This is a genomic window from Aliiruegeria sabulilitoris (genome assembly GCF_001558155.1).
Classification (GTDB): Bacteria; Pseudomonadota; Alphaproteobacteria; order Rhodobacterales; family Rhodobacteraceae; genus Tropicimonas; species Tropicimonas sabulilitoris.
On record NZ_LOAS01000009.1, the window covers coordinates 71,888 to 92,274 of the forward strand.

A 20,387-nucleotide genomic window follows, 5' to 3' on the forward strand; every position below is an offset into this window, starting at 1 on the left:
TGGGAGTAGTGCGGTGGAACCCCTTCAGATTGCGCTGTCTTCCATCAAGTTTGAGAGTAGTTTCCTAATTCGGAAGAATGGAAAGAAGTGAAACATGTAGCTTCCCGCCTCCGTAACAATTCCGGCAAAAAACAGTTTTGTTTCCATGCCGTTCACAGAAATAGCAAACACGGGACTGCCGCTCATGCCTTCTGGATTGTAGTCAAGCGGTGGATCTGGCTTAAACGCCAGTCTTCCACTGATATTTGGTTTGGTTGCGTCACCCCAAACGGCGTTTGGGCCGGCTGGATAATGCATTTTTTCGTAGTCAATGTTATTTCTATGAGAAGGATACCCAATGGCAACAACAAGATCAGGTTTCGGGGGCCAGCCGACATCCCAATCTTTAGAAAGATTGAACCAGCCTGTCGTTGGCAGGACACCTGCGTTTACCGGTTCAGTGAAATCAAACGCCAAACAGTCAAAATCGCCCGAACGGTCGACATCTTCAAGGGGAAAGGACGCCATCGAAGAAGTTACGAAATTTCCCTTGTCGTCCGTTGAAAGAACGAGTTCTTGATATGAATAGCTGCTTTTTTGGATTTGATGGGCAGAGATAATTCCGAAATAACGCCCGCGAAACTTTGTCTTGAATAGCGACCCGCTTTTACTGAGGCCATGTTCGCCGAAATCCTTGCAATAGAAAAGAACTGGTTCAGAAAAGCTTCTTAAAGTCTTGGACAACGAGTCTACGGGCACCAGCAACCCGTTGACAGAAACTGCTGTTAGGGCCTTTGAGCCGAGGATCGTTTCTAAGTCCATTAAACATCCAACTCCTCCACGAACCGCGCATTCTCCTGGATATACTGGAAGCGCAGTTCCGGCTTCTTGCCCATCAGCCGCTCCACGAGGTCCCCGGTTTCGCCCGGTTCGTCCTCGTCGATGCTCACCCGGATGAGCTTGCGGCTGGCCGGGTTCATGGTGGTGTCCTTGAGGTCCTTGGCGTCCATCTCGCCCAGGCCCTTGAAGCGGCTCACGTCGATCTTGCCCTTGCCGCCGAGTCCCTTTTCCATCCACGCATCGCGCTCCGCTTCGTCGAGGCAGTAGACGCGCTTGGCGCCCTGCGTCAGGCGATAGAGCGGCGGGCAGGCGAGGTAGAGGTGGCCCGCGTCGATCATCGGGCGCATCTGGCTGAAGAAGAAGGTCATCAGCAGGGCGGCGATATGGGCGCCGTCCACGTCGGCGTCGGTCATGATGATGACCTTGTCATAGCGCAGGTCGTCCAGCACGAAGCGGGTTCCGAGGCCGGTGCCGAGAGCTTGTGACAGGTCCGAGATCTCGGCATTGCTGCCCAGCTTGGAAGAGGCCGCGCCGAGCACGTTGAGGATCTTGCCGCGCAGCGGCAGCAGCGCCTGCGTCTTGCGGTTGCGCGCCATCTTGGCCGAGCCGCCCGCCGAGTCGCCCTCGACGATAAACAGTTCCGTGCCCGCGCGGCTGGTGGCCGAGCAATCGACCAGCTTGCCCGGCAGGCGCAGCTTCTTGGTGGCCGATTTTCGCGCGGTTTCCTTTTCCTGCCGGCGTTTGGCGCGTTCCTCGGCCCGCAGCACGAGGAAATCGAGAATGGCGCCGGCGGATTTCGGGTCGCTGGTCAGCCAGTGGTCGAAATGGTCCCGCACCGCGTTCTCCGTCATCCGCGCGGCGGATTCGGTGGAGAGGCGGTCCTTGGTCTGGCCCACGAAGGCGGGCTCGGAGATGAAGCAGGAGACCAGCGCGCAGCCGCCTGAGATGAGATCCTCCCGCGTGATCTGCGCCGCCTTCTTGTTGTTGCTGAGTTCCCCGTAGGCGCGGATGCCCTTGAGGATCGCCGCCCAGAAGCCGGCGACATGGGTGCCGCCCTCGGGCGTGGGCACGGTGTTACAGTAGGATTGCAGGAAGCCGTCCCGCGTGGGCGTCCAGTTGATCGCCCATTCCACCGAGCCCGGCTCGCCGAATTTCGAGGTGAAGTCCACCTTCCCGGCAAAGGGTTGCTCGGAATAGGTGGTGGAGCCGTTCATCGTCTCGCGCAGGTAATCGGCCAGCCCGCCGGGGAAGTGGAAGGTGGCCTCCTGCGGGGTCTCGCCGTCGTCGATCTCGGATTTCCAGCGAATCTCCACGCCGGAGAAGAGGTAGGCCTTCGAGCGGATCGATTTGAAGAGCCGTGCGGGCTTGAAGCGGTGGCTGCCGAAGATCTCTTCGTCGGCATGGAAGGTGGTGGTGGTGCCGCGCCGGTTGGGCGCCTTGCCGACGATTTCGATCGGCCCGAGCGGCTTGCCGCGCGAGAAACGCTGTTCGTAGAGTTGCCGGTCGCGGGCGACCTGCACCACCATGGAATCGGAGAGCGCGTTGACCACCGAGGCACCCACGCCATGCAGGCCGCCGGAGGTCTGGTAGGCCTTGCCGGAGAATTTTCCGCCCGCGTGCAGCGTGCACAGGATCACCTCCAGCGCCGATTTTCCGGGGAATTTCGGGTGTGGATCGACGGGGATGCCGCGGCCATTGTCGCGGACGGTGATGGCGTAGTCGGAATGCAGCTCAACCTCGATGCGGTTGGCGTGGCCGGCAACGGCCTCGTCCATCGAGTTGTCGAGCACCTCGGCGACGAGGTGGTGCAGCGCCCGCTCGTCGGTGCCGCCGATATACATGCCGGGCCGTTTGCGCACCGGTTCCAGCCCTTCCAGCACCTCGATGGAGGAGGCATCATAGGCTTGGTTCGGCTGACCGCCGGAGAGGAGATCGTCGGGCATGTTGCTGCTCTTCTTGTTTGTATGCTGCCAGATGTTGTGGGCCATTTTGACAGGAATGGCCAGTCTGGGGAAGAGGGGCGGGAGCCGCATCAGGCCATGTCCGGCCAATGAGCGGGAAAATGTCGGGTGCAGATCCGGCGCTTGCCGTTTTGATCCACCGGGTCTAAGGGGCTGGAATGTCCACAGTCATGACCTCATACGGGCACGCGCGTGCGTTGCTCACTCTCGGCGTTCCGCTGATCGGCGGCCACCTGGCGCAATTCGCGATCCAGGCGACCGATACGATCATGCTTGGCTGGTATGATGTCGAGGCGCTGGCGGCGGTTGTGCTGGCCGGCTCGCTGTTCTTCACGATCTTCATCATGGGTTCCGGCTTCGCCTTTGCGGTGATGCCGATGGTGGCGGCGGCCAGCGAGAACGACGACGGGGATAGACAGATCCGTCGGGTGACCCGGATGGGGATCTGGATTTCGCTTCTCTACGTTCTCTTGGCGCTTCCGCCGCTGCTCTTGGCCGAACCGATTCTGCTGGCCATTGGTCAGGAACCAAAGCTTGCGGCCGATGCCGGGAAATATCTCGAAATCGCGGGGTGGGGCGTTTTGCCGGCGCTCGGGGTCATGGTGCTCAAATCCTACCTCGCGGCGCTGGAGCGGGCGCATGTCGTGCTTTGGGTGACGCTCGCGGCAGCGGTGGTCAATGCGGGTGTGAATTACCTGCTGATCTTCGGCTCCTTCGGGTTTCCGGAGCTGGGTATACGCGGCGCGGCCATCGCCTCGCTGACAGTGCATGTCATCTCGTTGGTGGGGCTGGTGATCTATGCCATCCGCAGTTTTCCACAACATGCACTGTTCCAGCGCTTCTGGCGACCGGACTGGTCTGCCTTCGCACAGGTTTTCCGCCTCGGCTGGCCGATCGGGCTCACGAACCTCACCGAAGTTGGTCTCTTCGTGTTTTCCGCCGTCATGGTCGGGTGGCTGGGCACGATCCCGCTGGCTGCGCACGGTATCGCCATGCAATGCGCGACCGCCACCTTCCTCGTGCATCTGGGGCTTTCCAATGCCGTCACCATTCGCGCGGGCAAGGCTTTGGGCCGCAGGGATTTCGACCATCTGCGGCGCGGTGGGAAGGTCGCTGTCGCCCTGTCGATGATCTTTGCCTGCGCGACGGTCGCGGCCTTTCTCACCTGGCCGGAACAACTGCTGAGCCTGTTCATTGACCCAGAGGATCCTCTCAAGCCGGAAATCCTCGCGATGGGAACGGGGCTGATGCTTATGGCGGCCCTGTTTCAACTTGCCGATGGCGCGCAGGTCATGGCGCATGGCCTGCTGCGAGGAATTCAGGACGCCCGCGTGCCGCTTATCATGTCCGCGGCCTCCTATTGGCCCATCGGGCTCGGGGCGGGGTATTTCTTTGGCTTCCACATGGAACTCGGTGCAATAGGAATCTGGGCGGGCCTCGTCATCGGACTGATCGTCGCCGGAATATTGCTCATGTACCGCTTCTGGTTCCGTTCCCTGCCGGCGCTTGCGGCCCGGGGAAAGACGTAGCGCGGCGCTACTGTTCCGAGCGCGCTTCTGCCAGCCGCTCGGCTTTCTTGCGAACAAGCACCGTCCGAAGATCATGCATCGCCATCAGGAGCGGATCGGTGACCTCCTCAAGCTGCTCTGGCGATGCCTTCGACTGCACCCATTGCGTGGTGATGTTGAGGTAATCCACCGCACGGTGGATGTCATCCATGTCCCGCTTCGCCAGCAATGCGCGGCGCTCTTCCATCCAGCTCTCGATGGCGGCACGCTCCTGGTCCAAGAGTTCGCGCTGGCCCTGGGCGCGAATCTCGCCATTGCGAATGTTCAGCACAGCTATCTGGTCCATCTCGATGCGCCGCTGCCGATTATCGGTATCGACACGAAAAACGGTCGCGCCGTTCTCCCGAACGCGGAAGTAGAATTCTGGGAGTTCGGTCATCTGTCACACCGGCTGTCTGAAATCCCGGCAAGCCTATTGATGGCAGGGCGAACTGTCAAAGAACTCGGGAAATGCTGCGGCCGCGGTTAAGTGCCTGTCCTCGAAATAGAACGGACCTGCGTCTTCCTCTCTCAAGAAATATCCCCGCATGCGAAGCGCGCGCCCCCCAAACGGCCGGCAAACCCGCCATGATCGACCAGTGTTTCAATCTGAGGAAATGAGAAAACCGCGCCTCCGAAGAAGCGCGGCCTGTTTTCTGGTTCAACACGGCAAGCTCAGGTCAGCGAAGCGCAGAACTCCTGGATCCGCTTGCAGGCTTGCTTCAGGTTCTCGTCCGAGGTCGCGTAGGAGACGCGGAAGCAGGGCTCCAGCCCGAATGCCGCGCCGAACACGACCGCGACGCCCTTTTCTTCCAGCAGCGCGGTGGCAAAGATCTCGTCATTCTCGATCTTCGTGCCGGCCGGCGTGGTTTTGCCGATGCAGCCTTCGATCGAAGGATAGACGTAGAACGCACCCTCCGGCTTGGGGCAGGTGATCCCCTCGGCGGCGTTCAGAAGCTCGACCACCATGTCACGGCGGCGCTTGAAAACGACGTTGTTGGCGGGGATGAAGTCCTGCGTGCCATTCAGCGCCTCGACCGCGGCGGCCTGCGAGATGGAGCAGGGGTTGGAAGTCGATTGCGACTGGATCTTGCCCATCGCCTTGATCAGCTTCTCCGGCCCGCCGGCATAGCCGATGCGCCAGCCGGTCATGGCATAGGCCTTGGAGACACCGTTGCAGGTCAGCGTGCGGTCATAGAGCGCGGGCTCCACCTCGGCCGGGGTGCAGAACTTGAAATCGTCATAGACGAGGTGTTCGTACATGTCGTCGGTCATCACCCAGACATGCGGGTACTTGACCAGAACATCCGTCAACGCCTTCAGCTCATCCCAGCTATAGGCGGCACCGGTTGGGTTCGAGGGCGAGTTGAAGATGAACCACTTGGTCTTGTCGGTGATCGCCGCTTCCAGCGCTTCCGGCGTCAGCTTGTAATTCGTCTCGGCCTTGGCCTCCACGATCACCGGCTCGCCGCCGCACAGCAGCACCATGTCCGGGTAGGACACCCAGTAGGGCGCGGGGATGATCACTTCGTCGCCGGGGTTCATGGTCGCCATCAGCGCGTTGATCAGGATCTGCTTGCCGCCATTGCCGACGGAAATCTGGGCCGGGGTGTAGTCGAGCCCATTGTCGCGCTTGAACTTGGCGCAGATCGCCTGCTTCAGTGCGGGCGTGCCGTCGGGCGCGGTATACTTGGTGTCGCCGGCATCGATCGCGGCCTTTGCGGCGGCCTTGATGTTGTCGGGCGTATCGAAGTCAGGCTCGCCTGCGCCAAGGCCGATAACGTCCTTGCCGGCGGCCTTGAGTTCGCGGGCTTTGGTCGACACGGCAATGGTAGGCGACGGTTTCACCCGGTCGAGGGTCGCGGACAGAAAAGACATAAACGGCCTCCGGTCTTGTTGTCTCAGGGAAAGGTCCGCGGGCTTCTTAGGCTTGCGCTTGGGCCCATTCAAGGATTAACCGACCACATGGAGACCCCGATGGAAGACAAAACCGACTGGTATGGCGCGGAAACCGCGACTTTCGGCGATCGTGTGGCCGGTGCGCGCGAAGCGCTCGGGCTCGATCAGGCCGGTTTGGCCCGACGCCTCGGGGTAAAGTTGAAAACCGTCCGTGCCTGGGAAAACGATCTCAGCGAGCCGCGAGCCAACAAGCTTCAGATGCTGTCCGGCGTGCTGGGCGTGTCGCTGATGTGGCTGCTGAACGGCGAAGGCGAGGGGCTCGACGGCCCCGCCGAGGAAGAAGCGACGCTCGTTCCCGAAGTGCGCTCGCTTTTGCTGGAGCTGCGCCAGATCCGCGCCGAGGTCGATGATGCGGCCGACCGGCTGGCCCGCGTCGAGAAGAGGCTCAGGACGGCCTTGCTGGAGGCAACCGAAGAATGACCACCGAAACCCGCGAAAACCGCGTGAAGCGGCTGTATATGCGTTCCTGGAGGCGCGGAATCAAGGAAATGGACCTTGTTCTTGGGCGCTACTCGGATGACAAGCTGAGCGGCATGGACGATGCCGAGCTTGACCTCTACGAAGCGCTTCTGGCCGAAATGGACCAGGATCTGCTGCGCTGGATCACCGGTCTGGATCCGGTGCCGGAGCAGTACACGGAACTGTTCCAGCGGATTTCCGATCATGCCAAGTCGCAAGGCACCGCGAAGTGATCGTTCGAATTCTTCGAGTTTTTGAGCGGATTTAACCGCTTGTTCGGACTTTGCCGCCTATGACTCGCTCAAAGAGAGAGCCAAGCGGAGGCCAGAATGAGCATTCACAGCAGCGTCTTGCCCGGACGGGGCCACGGGTTCATGTCCGGATACATGGATACGCTGGCCCTGGTGGAACGCCTACACCGTCTATTGCTGGACGTGATCAAGGACGAGTTCGAAAGGGTCGGAATCCTCGATATCAACGCGGTGCAGGCGCTACTGCTGTTCAATATCGGCGATAACGAGGTGACAGCCGGCGAGTTGAAAACACGCGGCTACTATCAGGGCTCCAACGTGTCCTACAATCTCAAGAAGCTAGTGGAGATGGGCTACATGCACCACCAGCGTTGCGAGATCGACCGCCGCGCGGTGCGCGTCCGTCTCACGGAAAAGGGGCGGGAGATCCGGCGGATCGTCACCGAACTGTTCGAGCGCCATGCCGAAGGCCTGATCGAACGAGAGATCATCACCATGGAGGGGCTGGAAGACATCACGACCGCCCTGCGTCGGATGGAACGCTACTGGACGGACCAGATTCGCTACATCTATTGATCCAACGCCGTCGCCAACGCCAAAACCGATGCCATGGCTGGCGTCGGTAAGGACGGATAGTTCGGCGGCATGACGGAACGCGGCTGGTAGGGGCGCGGCAATCTGGAAGCCTGTTCCCACTCTTCAAAGGCATTCGCTGGAAATGAGCGCGCGGTCTTGCTACTTGCGGACTTCGGTTTCATGGGGAAGTTGAAGGATCGGTCGCAGGATCGGCAGGGCTATTCCGGGAAGGCGGAGCGTGCGTCGCTCAGGGTAAGAACCTGCAACTCCTTCAGCAATTTACGCTGCATGGCTTTGGCATAGTTTTCGTAACCGACGGCAATTTCGACGAAGGCCTCAGGGCCACGCAGGACGTAAGCCTGGAAATACCCCACGAGCTCGTTTATCTCGCCCGCCTGGGCGCCGACGGCACCGGGCGAGCGCGGACCGATGACCAGAGCGTTGATATTCAGGCCGGGCGGTAATGCCGCGCCGACATCCTGAGGACGCGGTCCGTCATTGTTCTTGCCATCTCCCGACACATCCAGAACCTGCCGAAAGCAGGCCGGTGCAGTTTCGGATCGCGCGCCTGCAAAGAGCATCGCGGTACCCAATCCGGTGCTGACGGACATCTCGGCGCGTTGGGTGTCACGAAGCTGAGAAGCCAGTGCCGCCACGTCCACTTTGTTCCGGATTGGACTCCAATCGAAGAGGACGCGTTGCGAGTCCTTCCCGCTCCATTCGAAGACGCTGAGGACCACCGGAACATCGGGCATCGTGAGAAGCGCGGCCTGTACCTCCGGGTCGAGCAGGGCGCTCGCAAGGCCGTCCAGCTGAAGCCGGTACTCGCGGGAATCGACGGAGCCGGACACGTCCAGCGCCAATTGCAGGGCAAGACGGCATGGGGTCTGCGCCGCGACGGGCGACGCAGACAGAAGGGCTGTCAGGCCAAACAGCCCGGCCAGCCGCCGGATTGCCTTACCAGTGACCGGTATTCTCCATGCTCGCCCAGGGCTCGGCCGGGGCCTTGGCGTCGCCTGCCTGCAGCAGTTCGATGGAGATATTGTCCGGCGAGCGCACAAAGGCCATGCGCCCGTCGCGCGGCGGGCGGTTGATGACCACGCCGTTATCCTGAAGATGCTGGCACATCGCGTAGATATCCTCGACCTCATAGGCGAGGTGACCGAAATGCCGGCTGTCGGAGGGCAGCGCGTCATCTCCATCCCAGTTATAGGTCAGCTCGACCGGGCATTCAGGCTGGCCCGGAGGGGCGAGGAAGATCAGCGAAAAACGACCGTTCTCGTTGTCGATACGGCGCGTCTCCTCAAGTCCCAGCAGTTTGTAGAAGGCCATGGATTTCTCCAGATCCTTCACGCGAACCATCGTGTGCAGATAGGTAACCTTCATCTCGAACTTCTCCCGATTTCATTCCGCCCGCACAGTACCTCCCGGAAGGCCGAAGGTGAATGCGACTTCGCGCGACGAGGGCCGATCAGAAGTTCGAACGGAAACCGAAATTCAACCCCGTCTCCACCGTGTCATAGCGGTCATCCGTAGAACGGGTTTCGGAATGGCGCAGAGTGACTGTGGGCGAGAAGCCGTAATACTCCACCTTGTCGAAGAAAAGCTGCACACCGACGGAGGTGCGCAAGTCCTCGCGTTCCTTTTCGGTCATGATGATGAAGATGTCGGTGGTGTCGACCGTCGGGAAATTCTCGTAGAGCCGATGCTCGATATCGGCCTCCAGTGTGACGCGTGCCGAGCCGATGGGCTTGGGCAATGTGTAGCCGACCCCGCCCATGACGCGCCGATAGTCGAGCGAGCCGGTGTCGGAATCGCTGTCTCGTATGCCGAAATTCAGCCGCATCCCGCCGCCATTGTCGAATTCATGCAGCAGGGTAGCGCTTGCGTGCAACGAGCGTTGTTCGGCATCGTCGGTGACGCGATGAAACTGCTCGCCACCGGCTTCCAGCCGCAGGGCGGTGCTTTTGCCCAGCAGGAAGGCGCGGGCGATCGCGGTGCGCGTGTAGCGGGAGTAGTCTTCCAGCCCGTACCAGCCGCGCCCGGCCAGCAGCGAAAATTCCAGCGGCGTGTTCCAGCCTTCGGGACGCCATTTGTGCCGCAGTCCGACCGCGACGGAGCTATAGGCGAAATCGTCGCCCTCGGCATCGGGCGCCTGTTCCTGCGACTCGTCCGAGAGCAGATAGCTCTGGTGATACAGGTGCAGGCCAAGCTCGGTCTGGTGGTTGCGGCTTTCTGAAAAACGGTACCGCGTGGTCAGGCCGCCGGAATAGGACAGCCCCGACAGCGCCCTGGCCGTGCCGCCCAGAACGATTCCTTGCAGGCCGCCATAGCTGATCGTGTCATGAACACTACCGCCATTGACGTTGGAGGTGGGGGCGATGGAAAAACTGAGATTGGTGTTCCAGCGATTACGGGCCCGCACATAGCGGAAATCCTGAATGGCGCGGGCGCGGGCCTCTTCGTTGGGCGCGTGCTGACCGGCCATGCGCAGCCAGAGCTGGGCGCGGGTCCTGGCCCCGAGCGAGGACAGCGCCTGTGCGCGGGCGAGCGAGGTGGAATAGATCTCGACATCGCTCTCGGCGAGCTGATGCGCCGCGCGCGCTGCGTCCAATGCTTCACGGTATTTCCCAAGATCGCGCAATGCGCGGGATTTCAGAACCAGCGCTTCGACATCCTCGGGGTCGCGTTGCAGCAGGGCTTCGGCCAGTTGCAGCGCCTGTTGGGGATTGTTTTGCTCGATCGAGAGGGCCGCCGTGGCCCGCATAGCATCCGGATCGAGTGTAAAGCTTTCCGCAAGCGCAGTAATGGCGCTTCCCAAGGAGAGGGAAACGCCAAGCGCTAGCCCGAGCAATGCTCGGTTCCGGCGGATTGGCCCATTGCGGGCCTTATCGGTAGAGGATGAAACCACCGGTCTCACGCACGTCTACGCCAAAACGAGGATCGTTGGAGTCCACGACAATCACGCCAACCACCTCCTCGGCATTACTGCCGGAGAGAACGGCGTAGTAGTTACCGTCTTCATATTGTGTGGCAACGCCATTCTCGTCAAAGGTATTGGAACCGAGAGTACCGGCAATTTCGCCGTTTTCCTGGGTTACGCCCGGACCAACGTCGAAGACGAGTGTCGGAAGCGCAGTTGCCCCATTGCCCATCGCGTCAAGGATATTGTTGGTGACGTCGTTGCCGGCGGTGTCATAGACACGCCGGTTGAAAACATAGCCCTTAACGGCATCGCCATCATCGAAATCTTCGAAATCAATCGACATGTTCATGTCGCCGGTGACATATTCGATGCCGCCACGACCGCTGAAATCCCTCAGGCCGGCGTAGTCGCCCGAATAGGCGGCCTGACCCGTCGTGGGCAGGGTGACGGAGCCGTTGCGGGCATAAACGAACCCGCCGAAACCGTAATCGATATAGCCACCTGTGCGGACGATGGCGAAGTTGGTCTGGCCGCTGGTGGAGACACCATAGACAGCCTTGTAATCCGCGATCTGGTTGATCGGCGCGCCAGTAATGGAGTCGTAGAAGGTATCTGTCGCCTCATAGACAGCGAAGGGGCCGAGTGAGGCCACCTGATCGTCGCGCGTGTAGACGTTGGCGCCGTCGAAGCCGAGATTGTTTACCGTGAAAGTGTCGGTCGCGGCATCGTAGCTGATGTCGCTCGCGTAACCGTTCCCGCTGCCATCCTGCTCCTCGTAGCGGGTGATCGGATCACTCGCTGTCGCGTCATCGGTGCCGTCGGGGAGTTCGGTCTCTGTATCGTCTTCGTCCGTTCCCGGATTGTTGACCGGGTTGGTGCCATCGCCGCCTCCGCATGCCGCAAGCATGCCAAGCAGCGCCATGAGTAGCGCCAGCTTCTGGATCATTGAACTGCTCTGCCTCGATATTTTTATTTGGGTCGAATGTGCAGAACTGGTGGACTCGCTGTCAACCGACAATGCAGGCGGGAATCGTCAAAGCCTTATGCTGTGACTCATATGCTTATTCCGCGGGGGATCCGGCTTACCGGAGATATTCGTGTAGAACGCAGCGCGGATTTGCCGTCCGTAGAAGCGATTGCGGCTGTTGGCACCAGTCCTCTGGATCGAATGGAGGGAAATAGGCATCCGCCTCCGCGATCTCCAGATCGACTTCGGTCACGAGCAGTCGGTCGGCTCGTGGCAGCAGATTGCGATAGATCGCTTCGCCGCCAATACCATAGATGCGCCGGTAGCCGGAATGCAGCGCGAATTCCAGCGCGGCTTCGGGTGTGGCGAACACATGTTCGGCCAATTCAGTGTTGGAAGATACGACACAGTTCAGCCGCCCCTTGAGCGGTTTCACGGGCAGGCTTTCCCAGGTGCGCCGCCCCATGATGAGCGCGCCGCCCATGGTTTCGCGCTGAAAGGCTGCGAGGTCTTCGGGGGCGTGCCAGGGAATGGTGTTCCCCTTGCCGATGGCGCCGTTGCGGGCGCGGGCCACGATCAGGCTAAGCATGATCAGACCGCCACCGGGGCCTTGATGCCCGGATCGGGATTGTAGCCGAGGATCTCGAAATCCTCGTAGCGGAAGTCGAAAAGCGAGGGCACGTCGCGGGCGAGGCGCAGTTGGGGCAGGGGCTTGGGCGTTCGGGCGAGCTGGGTCTGCACCTGGTCCATGTGGTTGGAATAGATATGCGCGTCGCCGATGGAGTGAACGAAATCGCCCGGCTCGTATCCGGTGACGTGGGCCAGCATGACCAGCAGCAGCGCGTAGGAGGCGATGTTGAACGGCACGCCGAGGAACATGTCCGCCGAGCGCTGGTAGAGCTGCAGGTGCAGCTTGCCGTTCAGCACCCGGACCTGCCAGAGCGTGTGGCAGGGGGGCAGCGCCATGTCGGGCACGTCCGCCGGGTTCCAGGCGGAGACGATCAAGCGGCGCGAGTCCGGAGTCCTGCGGATGGCGTCGACCAGATCGACGATCTGATCGACCTCGCCGGCGTGAAACAGCGGGCGGCCGTCGGTCTCGGATCCGGTCGGTTCCAGTTTCGGAAAATGCCGCCATTGATGCCCGTAGACGGGGCCGAGATCGCCATTCTCATCGGCCCACTCATTCCAGATCGAAACGCCGTTCTCCTTGAGGTAGGCGATATTGGTGTCGCCCGAGAGGAACCAGAGCAGCTCGTGGATGATCGAGCGCAGATGTAGCTTTTTCGTTGTGACGAGCGGGAAGCCATCGGCGAGCGGGTAACGGCACTGCAATCCGAAATGGGAAATCGTGCCGGTGCCGGTCCGGTCGGTGGATTCGTGGCCGTGTTCGAGGATAGTGCGCAGGGCGTCGTGATACTGCTGCATGGGGCTTCCCTGTCATTGCTCCGGGCGTGGCATCAGCCGACCGCTTCGGCGAAGGCGCTATGATAGAGCGTGGAGAGCTCTTCGAGCGGGGCTTCGGAATTGCCGAAGCGGACCGTGTCGCCGGCGAAGCGGCCAACGGTTTGCAGCGGCACCCCGGCCTTGCCAGCTTCGACCATCAGCGCTTCGGCCTTGTCGTAGGAGCAAGTGATCAGATAACGGCCCTGATCTTCGCCAAAGAGTGAGGGCGTGTCGGCGGGGTCGAGAATGACGCCAACGCCGGCGCCTTCCGCCATTTCGAAGGCGGCAAGTGCAAGGCCGCCATCAGCAAGGTCCGTGCAGCCGTCGATCAGGTCGCGGTTGTCCCGGATGAAATTGCCGTTGCGAAGCTCGGCGTCGAGATCGACCGCAGGGGCGTCGCCGTCCTCGCGGTTGAAGACCTCGTAGAGCAGGGCGGATTGGCCGAGATGGCCGGCGGTCTCACCCAGAAGCAGCAGCACGTGGCCCTCGCGGGCCTCGCGGCCGATCATGTGCGAAAGGTCGTCGATCAGGCCGATGGCGCCAATGGTCGGCGTCGGCAGGATCGGCTCGCCATCGGTCTCGTTGTAGAGCGAGACATTGCCCGACACGATCGGCATGTCGAGCGCCGCACAGGCCGCGCCGATGCCCTTGATGGCGCCGACCAGCTGGCCCATGATCTCGGGTTTTTCCGGGTTGCCGAAGTTCAGGTTGTCCGTGGTTGCCAGCGGCCTGGCACCGACGGCGGTGAGGTTGCGATAAGCTTCGGCCACCGCCTGCTTGCCGCCTTCCAGCGGGTTCGCGCGCACGTAGCGGGGGGTCACGTCAGAGGTGAAGGCAACCGCCTTGTTGGTGCCGTGGATCCGGACAATTCCGGCACCCGCTCCCGGCGTGCGCACGGTGTCACCCATCACCGATTGGTCATATTGCTCATAGACCCAGGACTTGCAGGCATAGTTGGGCGAGCCGATCAGCCCCTTCAGCCCGTCGATCGGGTCGATCTCCGGCACCGGGTCCATCGCCGGGGCCGGGGGCGTTTCGATCCAGGGGCGGTCATATTCAGGCGAGGAGCCTGCGAGTGTCGCCAGCGGCAGGTCGGCGACGGTTTCGCCCTTGTGTTGGATTAGGAAACGGTCCTCGGGGATGGTCTCGCCAACGATGGCGAAATCCAGCTCCCATTTCTCGAAGACGGCCTTGGCTTCGGCCTCCTTCTCGGGGCGCAGCACCATGAGCATCCGCTCCTGGCTCTCGGAGAGCATCATCTCATAGGGCGTCATGTTCGCCTCGCGCTGCGGCACGCAGTCGAGATCGAGCTTGATGCCGAGCTTGCCCTTGTCGCCCATCTCGACGGCGGAGCAGGTGAGGCCGGCAGCGCCCATGTCCTGGATCGAGATCACGGCGCCGGTCTGCATCAGCTCCAGCGTGGCTTCCATCAGGCGCTTTTCGGTGAAGGGGTCACCGACCTGCACCGTCGGGCGCTTTTCCTCGATGGTGTCGTCGAATTCGGCAGACGCCATGGTCGCGCCTCCGACTCCGTCGCGGCCTGTCTTGGCACCGAGATAGACGACTGGCATGCCGACGCCAGACGCGGCGGAGTAGAAAATCGAGTCGGTGTCGGCCAGACCGGCGGCAAAGGCGTTGACCAGGCAGTTGCCGTTATAGGCAGCGTGGAAGCGGACCTCGCCGCCGATGGTCGGCACGCCGAAGCAGTTGCCATAGCCACCGACGCCGGCCACGACGCCGGAGACGACCGATTTGGTCTTGGGGTGTTCGGGGACGCCGAAAGAGAGCGAGTTCATCGCTGCGATGGGGCGGGCGCCCATGGTGAAGACATCGCGCAGAATACCGCCAACCCCGGTCGCAGCCCCTTGATAGGGCTCGATATAGGAGGGGTGGTTGTGGCTCTCCATCTTGAAGATCACGGCCTGCCCGTCGCCGATGTCGACCACGCCGGCATTCTCGCCGGGGCCGCAGATGACCTGCGGGCCGGTGGTCGGCAGGGTGCGCAGCCATTTCTTGGAAGACTTGTAGGAGCAATGCTCGTTCCACATTGCCGAGAAGATGCCCAGCTCGGTGAAATTGGGATCGCGGTTCAGGATCCGCAGGATCTCGGCATATTCCTCGGGCTTGAGGCCATGGGCTTCGATGATTTCCGGCGTGATGGCTGGCTCTTGCATGAACATTCCCCTTTGTCGGCTGAGCTTTTAGGGCCTGTTGCGCAAAAGGGGAAGAGGGGCGGACCATGCGGTTGAATTGCGCGGGCGGGATGCGGGTGGCACGCTCGGGGCATTTTCAAAATCAAGGCCACGCGAGGGTGGCGACAGGCCCTATGCGCTTGTCGCCACCGCAACTTGAAAAAAGAAGGCCAACGCCCGGATCAGCCGTCGATCTGGGCGCCCATGGCGGCGAGCGATTTTTGGTAGACGGAGGCCGCGTTCCACTGCTTCAGCACGTTGAAATTGTAGCTGCCCGGCTGGTAGCTCTGGCCGGGTTTCCAGCCCTTCTGGCGTAAGTAGTTCGCGGTGGAGGCAAGGGCATCGGCTTGGTTGTTGAGGTCGATGCGGCCGTCCCCATTGCCGTCACGGCCATAGCGATAGGCGTTGCCCGGCAGGAATTGCGTGTGTCCCAACTCACCATGCTTGGCCCCGATCGCATTGGGCGACATCATTCCCCTGTCGATCATCATGAGCGCGCCGATCAGGTGCGGACGAAAGAAATCAGGCCGGCGGCAATCGTAGGCGAGGGTCGCCGTCGCGCTCAGCACGTTGGAATCGCCCATGAAACGGCCGAATCCGGTCTCCATGCCGTGGATTGCGATTATAACACCAGCAGGCACGCCATATGCGTTTTCAAGAGAGGCGTAGAAACTGGCGCTCTGTGCTTTGCGCTTGCGGCCCTGCGAGGCGATCACGTTGCACCCGCGCACCTGGCAGAATTTCTCGTAGCTGTATTTGAAGCTCTTCTGATTCCGGTCGGCGTTGATCGTGCCCTGGGCGTAGCGGGTTTGAGAAAACGCAGAGAGCCCGCGCTTGCCGACGCCTTCGCTGGCCGCTTCCTTGGCGAAAGCCTGCTTCCAGGCTTCGAAACCTCCCGACGAGTTGCCGCATTGTGCAGCAAGGCCCGGGCCCGCAAGGCCGATCATGGCAATGGCGGAAAAGACAAGGTTGCGCATAAGCATAGGAATCCTCCGATTAAATTACCTACACCTTAGCTCAAGATCCGCGGTTTCCAAATGCTGCTTTCGCCGTCAACCATCCGAAAAAAACTTCATCCCTGATCTGGAAAGGTGTTTGTAGGAGACCCGCCCGGAGCGAGTGAGACACGCAAAAAAAAAGGCCGAGAACAAGTCTCGGCCCAAGTCCAACAGGGAGGTAAAGACGAACAATCAATGTCCGTCGATACCCCAGATTTAGGAAGCCGGGCCGACTTGGACAAGCTCAAAAATGCTGTGGGTGCGAATAGCTGTCATGTATGTGTTGCATGCGCAACGTTACCCGACCTCTAGTCCTCGTCGCCCTCGCTCCGGCGGCGGGACGCCTGGATTTCCTCGACGATGAAATCGCGGAAGGCAGCAATCCGCTTGGATTGGCGCAGCTCTTCAGGATAGGCAAGGAAAACGGGCACTTCAGCGCTTTCGACCTCGGGCAGAACACGCACCAGGTTCGGAGCGCTCTCGACGATGTAGTTCGGCAGGACGCCGACGCCGAGATGGTTCTGCACGCATTGCAGCACGCCGAAATAGTTGTTCACGTTCAGGCGTGAGGTGATTCCATGGCCCAGAAGCCATTGTACCATCGCCGCGCCGGCGGCGACCTGGGTTGAGGAGGCGCCCTGGCAGATCAAGCGGTGGTTCGCCATCTCGTCCGGCGTCTCGGGCTGGCCGTGGTTGTCCACATAGGTCTGCGAAGCGTAGAGCCGCATGCGGACGGTCATCAGGCGCTTGCGGATGAGATCGGCCTGCGAGGGCTCTTTCATCCGGATGGCAACATCCGCTTCCCGCATCGGCAGGTCGAGGACCCGCTCTTCCAACATCAGGTCGATGTTGAGATCGGGGTATTTGCCGTAAAGATGTTCTAGACGTGGCGCGAGCCAGAGCGAGCCGAAACCATGGGCCGTGGTCACGCGCAATTCGCCGAAGACCTCTTCCTCGGAATCGCGGATGCGCGCAGAGGCGGCCTCAAGGCGCTTGCTCATGCCACTGGTCGCGTCGTACAGCAGCTCGCCTTGCTCCGTCAGGATCAGGCCCCGCGCATGGCGGTGGAAGAGCGTGGTGTTCAAGCTTTCTTCGAGGGCGCGGATCTGGCGGGAGACCGCCGACTGGGACAGATGCAGCGAATCTCCGGCATGGGTGAGGCTGCCGGCGGACGCCACGGCGTGGAAGATTCTAAGCTTGTCCCAGTCCATTTTTGGTTACCCGGTTTGTTGTTTGCGCTCGTATACTTGCCGCGCCTTTTTGCATGCCCTGCGCCGAGATCATATCCCCGTTGCAAGAAAAATCCATATAGCGACAGAATGTGTCTCATCCTGTCGCGATTCGGCACGACTGCGCGTGTTCCGGAAGCCCTGTTTCGGGCCTCCCAATCGTCGCATCCCTACCATATATGATGACAACGCTTGGTATTCCGAGGTATTTCGCCACGAAACGAGGAGACGTAACGAATGCCAGGCCGGCACGTCGCGCGCGACATAACCTATGCCAATTCCGTCCGGTCGCGAGGCGGACGGGCCTTGGTGCGGGTTCTGGAGAACGCAACGGGGCGGATCGGGTTGATCAAGCGCGCCGAGGGCTACGAACACGATATCGCCGCGGGCAAGGATTTCTGGGGCGTCATGGTCGCGCGTTACGGGCTGAGCCTTGATGTGGTCGGTGGGAGCCTCTCGAATCTACCCGCCGAGGGGCCGCTGGTCGTGATTGCAAACCACCCCTATGGCATTCTCGACGGGCTGATGATGGGGCATATCCTGTCCATCGTGCGCGGCGATTTCCGGATTCTGGCCAATAACGTGTTTCGAAAGGCGGAAGACCTGAACAAGGTGATCCTGCCGATCTCCTTCGAGGAGACCAAAGAGGCCATGCGCGAAAACCTCCTCACCCGGAAGACGGCGTTGAGTTATCTCGACAGCGGCGGTGCGATCGGCGTTTTCCCGGGGGGGACGGTATCGACTTCGGCGAAGTTCTACACCCGCCCGATGGATCCTGGCTGGCGAAGTTTCACCGCAAGGATGGTCGCGAAATCGAATGCGACCGTGGTGCCGATCTTCTTCGAGGGCCATAACAGCCGCCTGTTCCAGTTTGCCAGTCATCTGCATTCGACCCTGCGCCTTGCGCTCCTGCTCAAGGAGTTCAAGAAACGGATGGATGAGCCGGTGCGGGTTGTGATCGGCAACCCGATCGATCAGGAACGTCTGGCGGAAAAAGCCGGAGATTCGCGGGCGATGATGGATTTCCTGCGTGCTGAAACCTACGCGCTTTCCCCAAGACCCTTGAAATCGCTCGATTACGGTTTCGAGTTCGACGAGAAATATCGCGACGAAAAAGGCGAGAAAGGGCATCGGGTGTACTGATGGCAGTTGGAATTTTCGACAGCGGCCTAGGCGGATTGACGGTTCTGGAAGCGGTGAGCAAGCGTCTGCCGGATGTTCCCTTCGTCTATTTCGGAGACAATGCGCATGCGCCCTACGGGGTGCGGGACGCCGAAGACGTCTATCAGCTGACCACGTCGGCGGTGGCGCGGATGTGGGAGGAGGGGTGCGACCTTGTCATCCTGGCCTGCAATACGGCTTCGGCCGCGGCACTTCGGCGGATGCAGGAAAGCTGGGTGCCGACCAACAAGCGCGTGCTCGGCGTGTTCGTGCCACTGATCGAGGCGATGACGGAGCGGCAATGGGGCGACAACTCCCCGCCGCGCGAAGTGGCCGTTCAGCATGTTGCTCTGTTCGCGACGCCGGCGACGGTGTCCAGCCGGGCCTTCCAGCGCGAACTTGCCTTTCGGGCGATCGGTGTAGATGTGGAAGCGCAGGCCTGCGGTGGCGTCGTGGACGCGATCGAAGACGGCGACCTTATCCTTGCCGAAGCGCTGGTGCGCAGCCATGTGGATGCGCTCAAACGCAAGATGCCGCATCCCGAGGCCGCGATTCTCGGCTGCACCCACTATCCGCTGATGGAAGAAATCTTTGCCGATGCGCTCGGGCCGGAGGTGAAGGTCTACTCGCAGGCCAATCTCGTCGCCGAGAGCCTTGCCGACTATCTCGGACGTCACCCCAAGATGGTTGGGGAGGGGCAGAATTCCGTTTTCCTGACGACTGGAAATCCACGCGTGGTCTCGAACCGTGCCACGCAATTCCTGCGACGAAAGATCGAGTTTGTCTCCGCGTGATTGCGGGGCGCCTGAAATCTCGCTAAACCTGCAGCCTTACTCAACTCCCAGGTCCCGACATGACCCATAAAACCGCTATTCTTGGGGCGTCCGGCTATACCGGCGCCGAACTCGTCCGCCTGATTGCAACCCATCCGGGGTTGGAAATCGCAGCCCTGTCCGCCGACCGAAAGGCGGGGATGGAAATGTCGGAGGTGTATCCGCATCTGCGCCACATGAAACTGCCGGTGCTGAAGCGGATCGAGGAGCTGGATTTTTCCGAGATCGATATCTGCTTCTGTGCCCTGCCGCACGCCACAAGCCAGGCGGTGATCGCAACGCTGCCTGCGGGCGTGAAGATCGTGGATCTGAGCGCGGATTTCCGTCTGCGGGATCTCGATGTTTACGAGAAATGGTACGGCAAGCCGCATTCGGCGCCGGAGCTACAGAAAGAGGCCGTGTATGGCCTGACCGAGTTTTACCGCGAGGAGATCCGGAGCGCGCGGCTCATCGCCGGAACGGGCTGCAACGCTGCGGCCGGGCAGTTTTCGCTGATCCCCGCGATCAAGGCCGGCGTGATCGACCTCGATGAGATCATCATCGACATGAAGGTGGGCGTGAGCGGCGCGGGGCGCTCTCTCAAGGAGAACCTGCTCCAGGCCGAGTTGGGCGAGAACTGGTACGCTTATGGCATGGGGGGCAAGCACCGCCATCTGGGCGAGTTCGACCAGGAGTTCTCAAAGGCCGCCGGTCGTCCGGTCGAGGTGCAGTTCACGCCGACGCTGGTTCCTGCGAGCCGCGGCATTCTGGCGGCGAGCTACGTGCGCGGAGACGCGGCCGAGATCCATGCGGCGCTGCAGGCGGCCTATGCCGACGAGCCCTTTATATGCGTGCTGCCTTTCGGGCAGGTGCCGGCGACAAAGCATGTGCGGGCGACCAATTTCGTGCATATTGGCGTGGTGCAGGAGCGCAAGGCGGGCCGGGCGACGATCTATACCGTTCTTGACAACCTGACCAAGGGTTCGGCTGGACAAGCGCTGCAGAACGCCAATCTTATGTTGGGACATGAGGAGACCGAGGGCTTGATGCTTTCACCGGTCTATCCGTAAAATCAGGCGTTATTCTG

The 20,387-nt window shown here is 61.1% G+C and carries 20 protein-coding genes; 7 read left to right on the top strand and 13 right to left on the bottom strand.

The features are described from left to right. Window positions 1-24 precede the first annotated feature (24 nt). Both AX756_RS09120 and parE read right to left on the bottom strand, forming a co-directional pair. A complete protein-coding gene (locus tag AX756_RS09120; RefSeq protein WP_068310279.1) occupies window positions 25-801 on the bottom strand; it encodes a hypothetical protein in 777 nt (258 codons plus the stop codon). Further along, the gene (parE, locus tag AX756_RS09125; protein WP_068310604.1) at window positions 801-2,762 is read right to left on the bottom strand and encodes a DNA topoisomerase IV subunit B; all 1,962 of its coding nucleotides are present in this window, start codon (window positions 2,760-2,762) and stop codon (window positions 801-803) included. The genes AX756_RS09120 and parE overlap by 1 nt, the downstream gene beginning before the upstream one ends. A 176-nt stretch (window positions 2,763-2,938) precedes the next feature. Here parE and AX756_RS09130 point away from each other — a divergent pair, with 176 nt between their 5' ends. Beyond that, complete coding sequence (locus AX756_RS09130) at window positions 2,939-4,309, top strand: MATE family efflux transporter (RefSeq protein ID WP_068310281.1); 1,371 nt, start codon at window positions 2,939-2,941, stop codon at window positions 4,307-4,309. Window positions 4,310-4,316: 7 nt separating this feature from the next. Here AX756_RS09130 and AX756_RS09135 read toward each other — a convergent pair whose 3' ends face one another. Together AX756_RS09135 and AX756_RS09140 are read right to left on the bottom strand one after the other, a co-directional pair. Then, the gene (locus AX756_RS09135; protein ID WP_068310283.1) at window positions 4,317-4,727 is read right to left on the bottom strand and encodes a hypothetical protein; all 411 of its coding nucleotides are present in this window, start codon (window positions 4,725-4,727) and stop codon (window positions 4,317-4,319) included. A 275-nt stretch (window positions 4,728-5,002) separates the two neighbouring features. Continuing rightward, window positions 5,003-6,205 carry a pyridoxal phosphate-dependent aminotransferase gene (locus AX756_RS09140; protein WP_068310285.1) on the bottom strand — a complete coding sequence of 401 codons (1,203 nt, stop codon included), beginning with the start codon at window positions 6,203-6,205 and terminating at the stop codon, window positions 5,003-5,005. A 99-nt stretch (window positions 6,206-6,304) separates the two neighbouring features. On the opposite strand from AX756_RS09140, the gene AX756_RS09145 reads away from it, so the two are divergent. The 3 genes from AX756_RS09145 to AX756_RS09155 all read left to right on the top strand — a co-directional run bounded on the left by AX756_RS09145 (window position 6,305) and on the right by AX756_RS09155 (window position 7,572). Further along, window positions 6,305-6,706: a helix-turn-helix domain-containing protein gene (locus AX756_RS09145; protein WP_068310287.1), complete on the top strand. Its 402-nt coding sequence runs from the start codon at window positions 6,305-6,307 to the stop codon at window positions 6,704-6,706. Beyond that, window positions 6,703-6,978, top strand: coding sequence for a succinate dehydrogenase assembly factor 2 (locus AX756_RS09150; RefSeq protein ID WP_068310289.1), 276 nt, complete (start codon window positions 6,703-6,705; stop codon window positions 6,976-6,978). Before AX756_RS09145 ends, AX756_RS09150 begins: the two co-directional genes overlap by 4 nt. Before the next feature lie 96 nt (window positions 6,979-7,074). Continuing rightward, the gene (locus tag AX756_RS09155; RefSeq protein ID WP_068310291.1) at window positions 7,075-7,572 is read left to right on the top strand and encodes a MarR family winged helix-turn-helix transcriptional regulator; all 498 of its coding nucleotides are present in this window, start codon (window positions 7,075-7,077) and stop codon (window positions 7,570-7,572) included. A 218-nt stretch (window positions 7,573-7,790) separates the two neighbouring features. Here AX756_RS09155 and AX756_RS09160 read toward each other — a convergent pair whose 3' ends face one another. The 9 genes from AX756_RS09160 to AX756_RS09200 form a co-directional block, all read right to left on the bottom strand. Beyond that, entirely contained in the window at window positions 7,791-8,546 is a 756-nt protein-coding gene (locus AX756_RS09160) for a DUF1194 domain-containing protein (protein WP_331457759.1), read from the bottom strand. Then, entirely contained in the window at window positions 8,530-8,958 is a 429-nt protein-coding gene (locus AX756_RS09165; RefSeq protein ID WP_068310293.1) for a VOC family protein, read from the bottom strand. Before AX756_RS09165 ends, AX756_RS09160 begins: the two co-directional genes overlap by 17 nt. Window positions 8,959-9,043: 85 nt before the next feature. Then, window positions 9,044-10,426 (bottom strand): surface lipoprotein assembly modifier, encoded by a 1,383-nt coding sequence (locus tag AX756_RS09170; RefSeq protein WP_156461436.1) that lies wholly within the window; start codon window positions 10,424-10,426, stop codon window positions 9,044-9,046. Between the two features lie 34 nt (window positions 10,427-10,460). Continuing rightward, window positions 10,461-11,444 (bottom strand): hypothetical protein, encoded by a 984-nt coding sequence (locus AX756_RS09175; protein WP_068310296.1) that lies wholly within the window; start codon window positions 11,442-11,444, stop codon window positions 10,461-10,463. Window positions 11,445-11,580: 136 nt separating this feature from the next. Further along, window positions 11,581-12,054 (bottom strand): dihydrofolate reductase, encoded by a 474-nt coding sequence (locus tag AX756_RS09180; RefSeq protein ID WP_068310298.1) that lies wholly within the window; start codon window positions 12,052-12,054, stop codon window positions 11,581-11,583. A 2-nt stretch (window positions 12,055-12,056) separates the two neighbouring features. Next, window positions 12,057-12,890, bottom strand: a complete 834-nt coding sequence (locus tag AX756_RS09185) for a thymidylate synthase (RefSeq protein ID WP_068310300.1) — start codon at window positions 12,888-12,890, stop codon at window positions 12,057-12,059. A 32-nt stretch (window positions 12,891-12,922) separates the two neighbouring features. Next, window positions 12,923-15,082, bottom strand: coding sequence for a phosphoribosylformylglycinamidine synthase subunit PurL (purL, locus tag AX756_RS09190; protein WP_068310609.1), 2,160 nt, complete (start codon window positions 15,080-15,082; stop codon window positions 12,923-12,925). Window positions 15,083-15,282: 200 nt separating this feature from the next. After that, entirely contained in the window at window positions 15,283-16,077 is a 795-nt protein-coding gene (locus tag AX756_RS09195; protein WP_068310612.1) for a lytic murein transglycosylase, read from the bottom strand. 329 nt (window positions 16,078-16,406) lie between these two features. Then, window positions 16,407-17,309 carry a LysR family transcriptional regulator gene (locus AX756_RS09200; protein ID WP_068310302.1) on the bottom strand — a complete coding sequence of 301 codons (903 nt, stop codon included), beginning with the start codon at window positions 17,307-17,309 and terminating at the stop codon, window positions 16,407-16,409. Between the two features lie 255 nt (window positions 17,310-17,564). Between AX756_RS09200 and AX756_RS09205 the strand changes: the two genes are divergently transcribed. Genes AX756_RS09205 through argC form a run of 3 tightly spaced genes read left to right on the top strand, consistent with a single transcriptional unit; the run spans window position 17,565 to window position 20,370 of the window. After that, on the top strand, window positions 17,565-18,470 hold the full coding sequence (locus AX756_RS09205) for a lysophospholipid acyltransferase family protein (RefSeq protein ID WP_068310304.1): 906 nt from the start codon (window positions 17,565-17,567) through the stop codon (window positions 18,468-18,470). Continuing rightward, the gene (gene murI / locus AX756_RS09210; RefSeq protein ID WP_068310306.1) at window positions 18,470-19,282 is read left to right on the top strand and encodes a glutamate racemase; all 813 of its coding nucleotides are present in this window, start codon (window positions 18,470-18,472) and stop codon (window positions 19,280-19,282) included. The genes AX756_RS09205 and murI overlap by 1 nt, the downstream gene beginning before the upstream one ends. A 59-nt stretch (window positions 19,283-19,341) precedes the next feature. After that, window positions 19,342-20,370, top strand: a complete 1,029-nt coding sequence (gene argC, locus AX756_RS09215) for an N-acetyl-gamma-glutamyl-phosphate reductase (RefSeq protein ID WP_068310308.1) — start codon at window positions 19,342-19,344, stop codon at window positions 20,368-20,370. Window positions 20,371-20,387: the final 17 nt, after the last annotated feature.

What these genes read in the sequence shown, in the direction of transcription:
- AX756_RS09120 (WP_068310279.1), bottom strand. Translation starts at nt 801, where the DNA reads ATGGACTTAGAAACGATCCTCGGCTCAAAGGCCCTAACAGCAGTTTCT.
- parE (WP_068310604.1), bottom strand. Translation starts at nt 2,762, where the DNA reads ATGCCCGACGATCTCCTCTCCGGCGGTCAGCCGAACCAAGCCTATGAT.
- AX756_RS09130 (WP_068310281.1), top strand. Translation starts at nt 2,939, where the DNA reads ATGTCCACAGTCATGACCTCATACGGGCACGCGCGTGCGTTGCTCACT.
- AX756_RS09135 (WP_068310283.1), bottom strand. Translation starts at nt 4,727, where the DNA reads ATGACCGAACTCCCAGAATTCTACTTCCGCGTTCGGGAGAACGGCGCG.
- AX756_RS09140 (WP_068310285.1), bottom strand. Translation starts at nt 6,205, where the DNA reads ATGTCTTTTCTGTCCGCGACCCTCGACCGGGTGAAACCGTCGCCTACC.
- AX756_RS09145 (WP_068310287.1), top strand. Translation starts at nt 6,305, where the DNA reads ATGGAAGACAAAACCGACTGGTATGGCGCGGAAACCGCGACTTTCGGC.
- AX756_RS09150 (WP_068310289.1), top strand. Translation starts at nt 6,703, where the DNA reads ATGACCACCGAAACCCGCGAAAACCGCGTGAAGCGGCTGTATATGCGT.
- AX756_RS09155 (WP_068310291.1), top strand. Translation starts at nt 7,075, where the DNA reads ATGAGCATTCACAGCAGCGTCTTGCCCGGACGGGGCCACGGGTTCATG.
- AX756_RS09165 (WP_068310293.1), bottom strand. Translation starts at nt 8,958, where the DNA reads ATGAAGGTTACCTATCTGCACACGATGGTTCGCGTGAAGGATCTGGAG.
- AX756_RS09175 (WP_068310296.1), bottom strand. Translation starts at nt 11,444, where the DNA reads ATGATCCAGAAGCTGGCGCTACTCATGGCGCTGCTTGGCATGCTTGCG.
- AX756_RS09180 (WP_068310298.1), bottom strand. Translation starts at nt 12,054, where the DNA reads ATGCTTAGCCTGATCGTGGCCCGCGCCCGCAACGGCGCCATCGGCAAG.
- AX756_RS09185 (WP_068310300.1), bottom strand. Translation starts at nt 12,890, where the DNA reads ATGCAGCAGTATCACGACGCCCTGCGCACTATCCTCGAACACGGCCAC.
- purL (WP_068310609.1), bottom strand. Translation starts at nt 15,082, where the DNA reads ATGCAAGAGCCAGCCATCACGCCGGAAATCATCGAAGCCCATGGCCTC.
- AX756_RS09195 (WP_068310612.1), bottom strand. Translation starts at nt 16,077, where the DNA reads ATGCGCAACCTTGTCTTTTCCGCCATTGCCATGATCGGCCTTGCGGGC.
- AX756_RS09200 (WP_068310302.1), bottom strand. Translation starts at nt 17,309, where the DNA reads ATGGACTGGGACAAGCTTAGAATCTTCCACGCCGTGGCGTCCGCCGGC.
- AX756_RS09205 (WP_068310304.1), top strand. Translation starts at nt 17,565, where the DNA reads ATGCCAGGCCGGCACGTCGCGCGCGACATAACCTATGCCAATTCCGTC.
- murI (WP_068310306.1), top strand. Translation starts at nt 18,470, where the DNA reads ATGGCAGTTGGAATTTTCGACAGCGGCCTAGGCGGATTGACGGTTCTG.
- argC (WP_068310308.1), top strand. Translation starts at nt 19,342, where the DNA reads ATGACCCATAAAACCGCTATTCTTGGGGCGTCCGGCTATACCGGCGCC.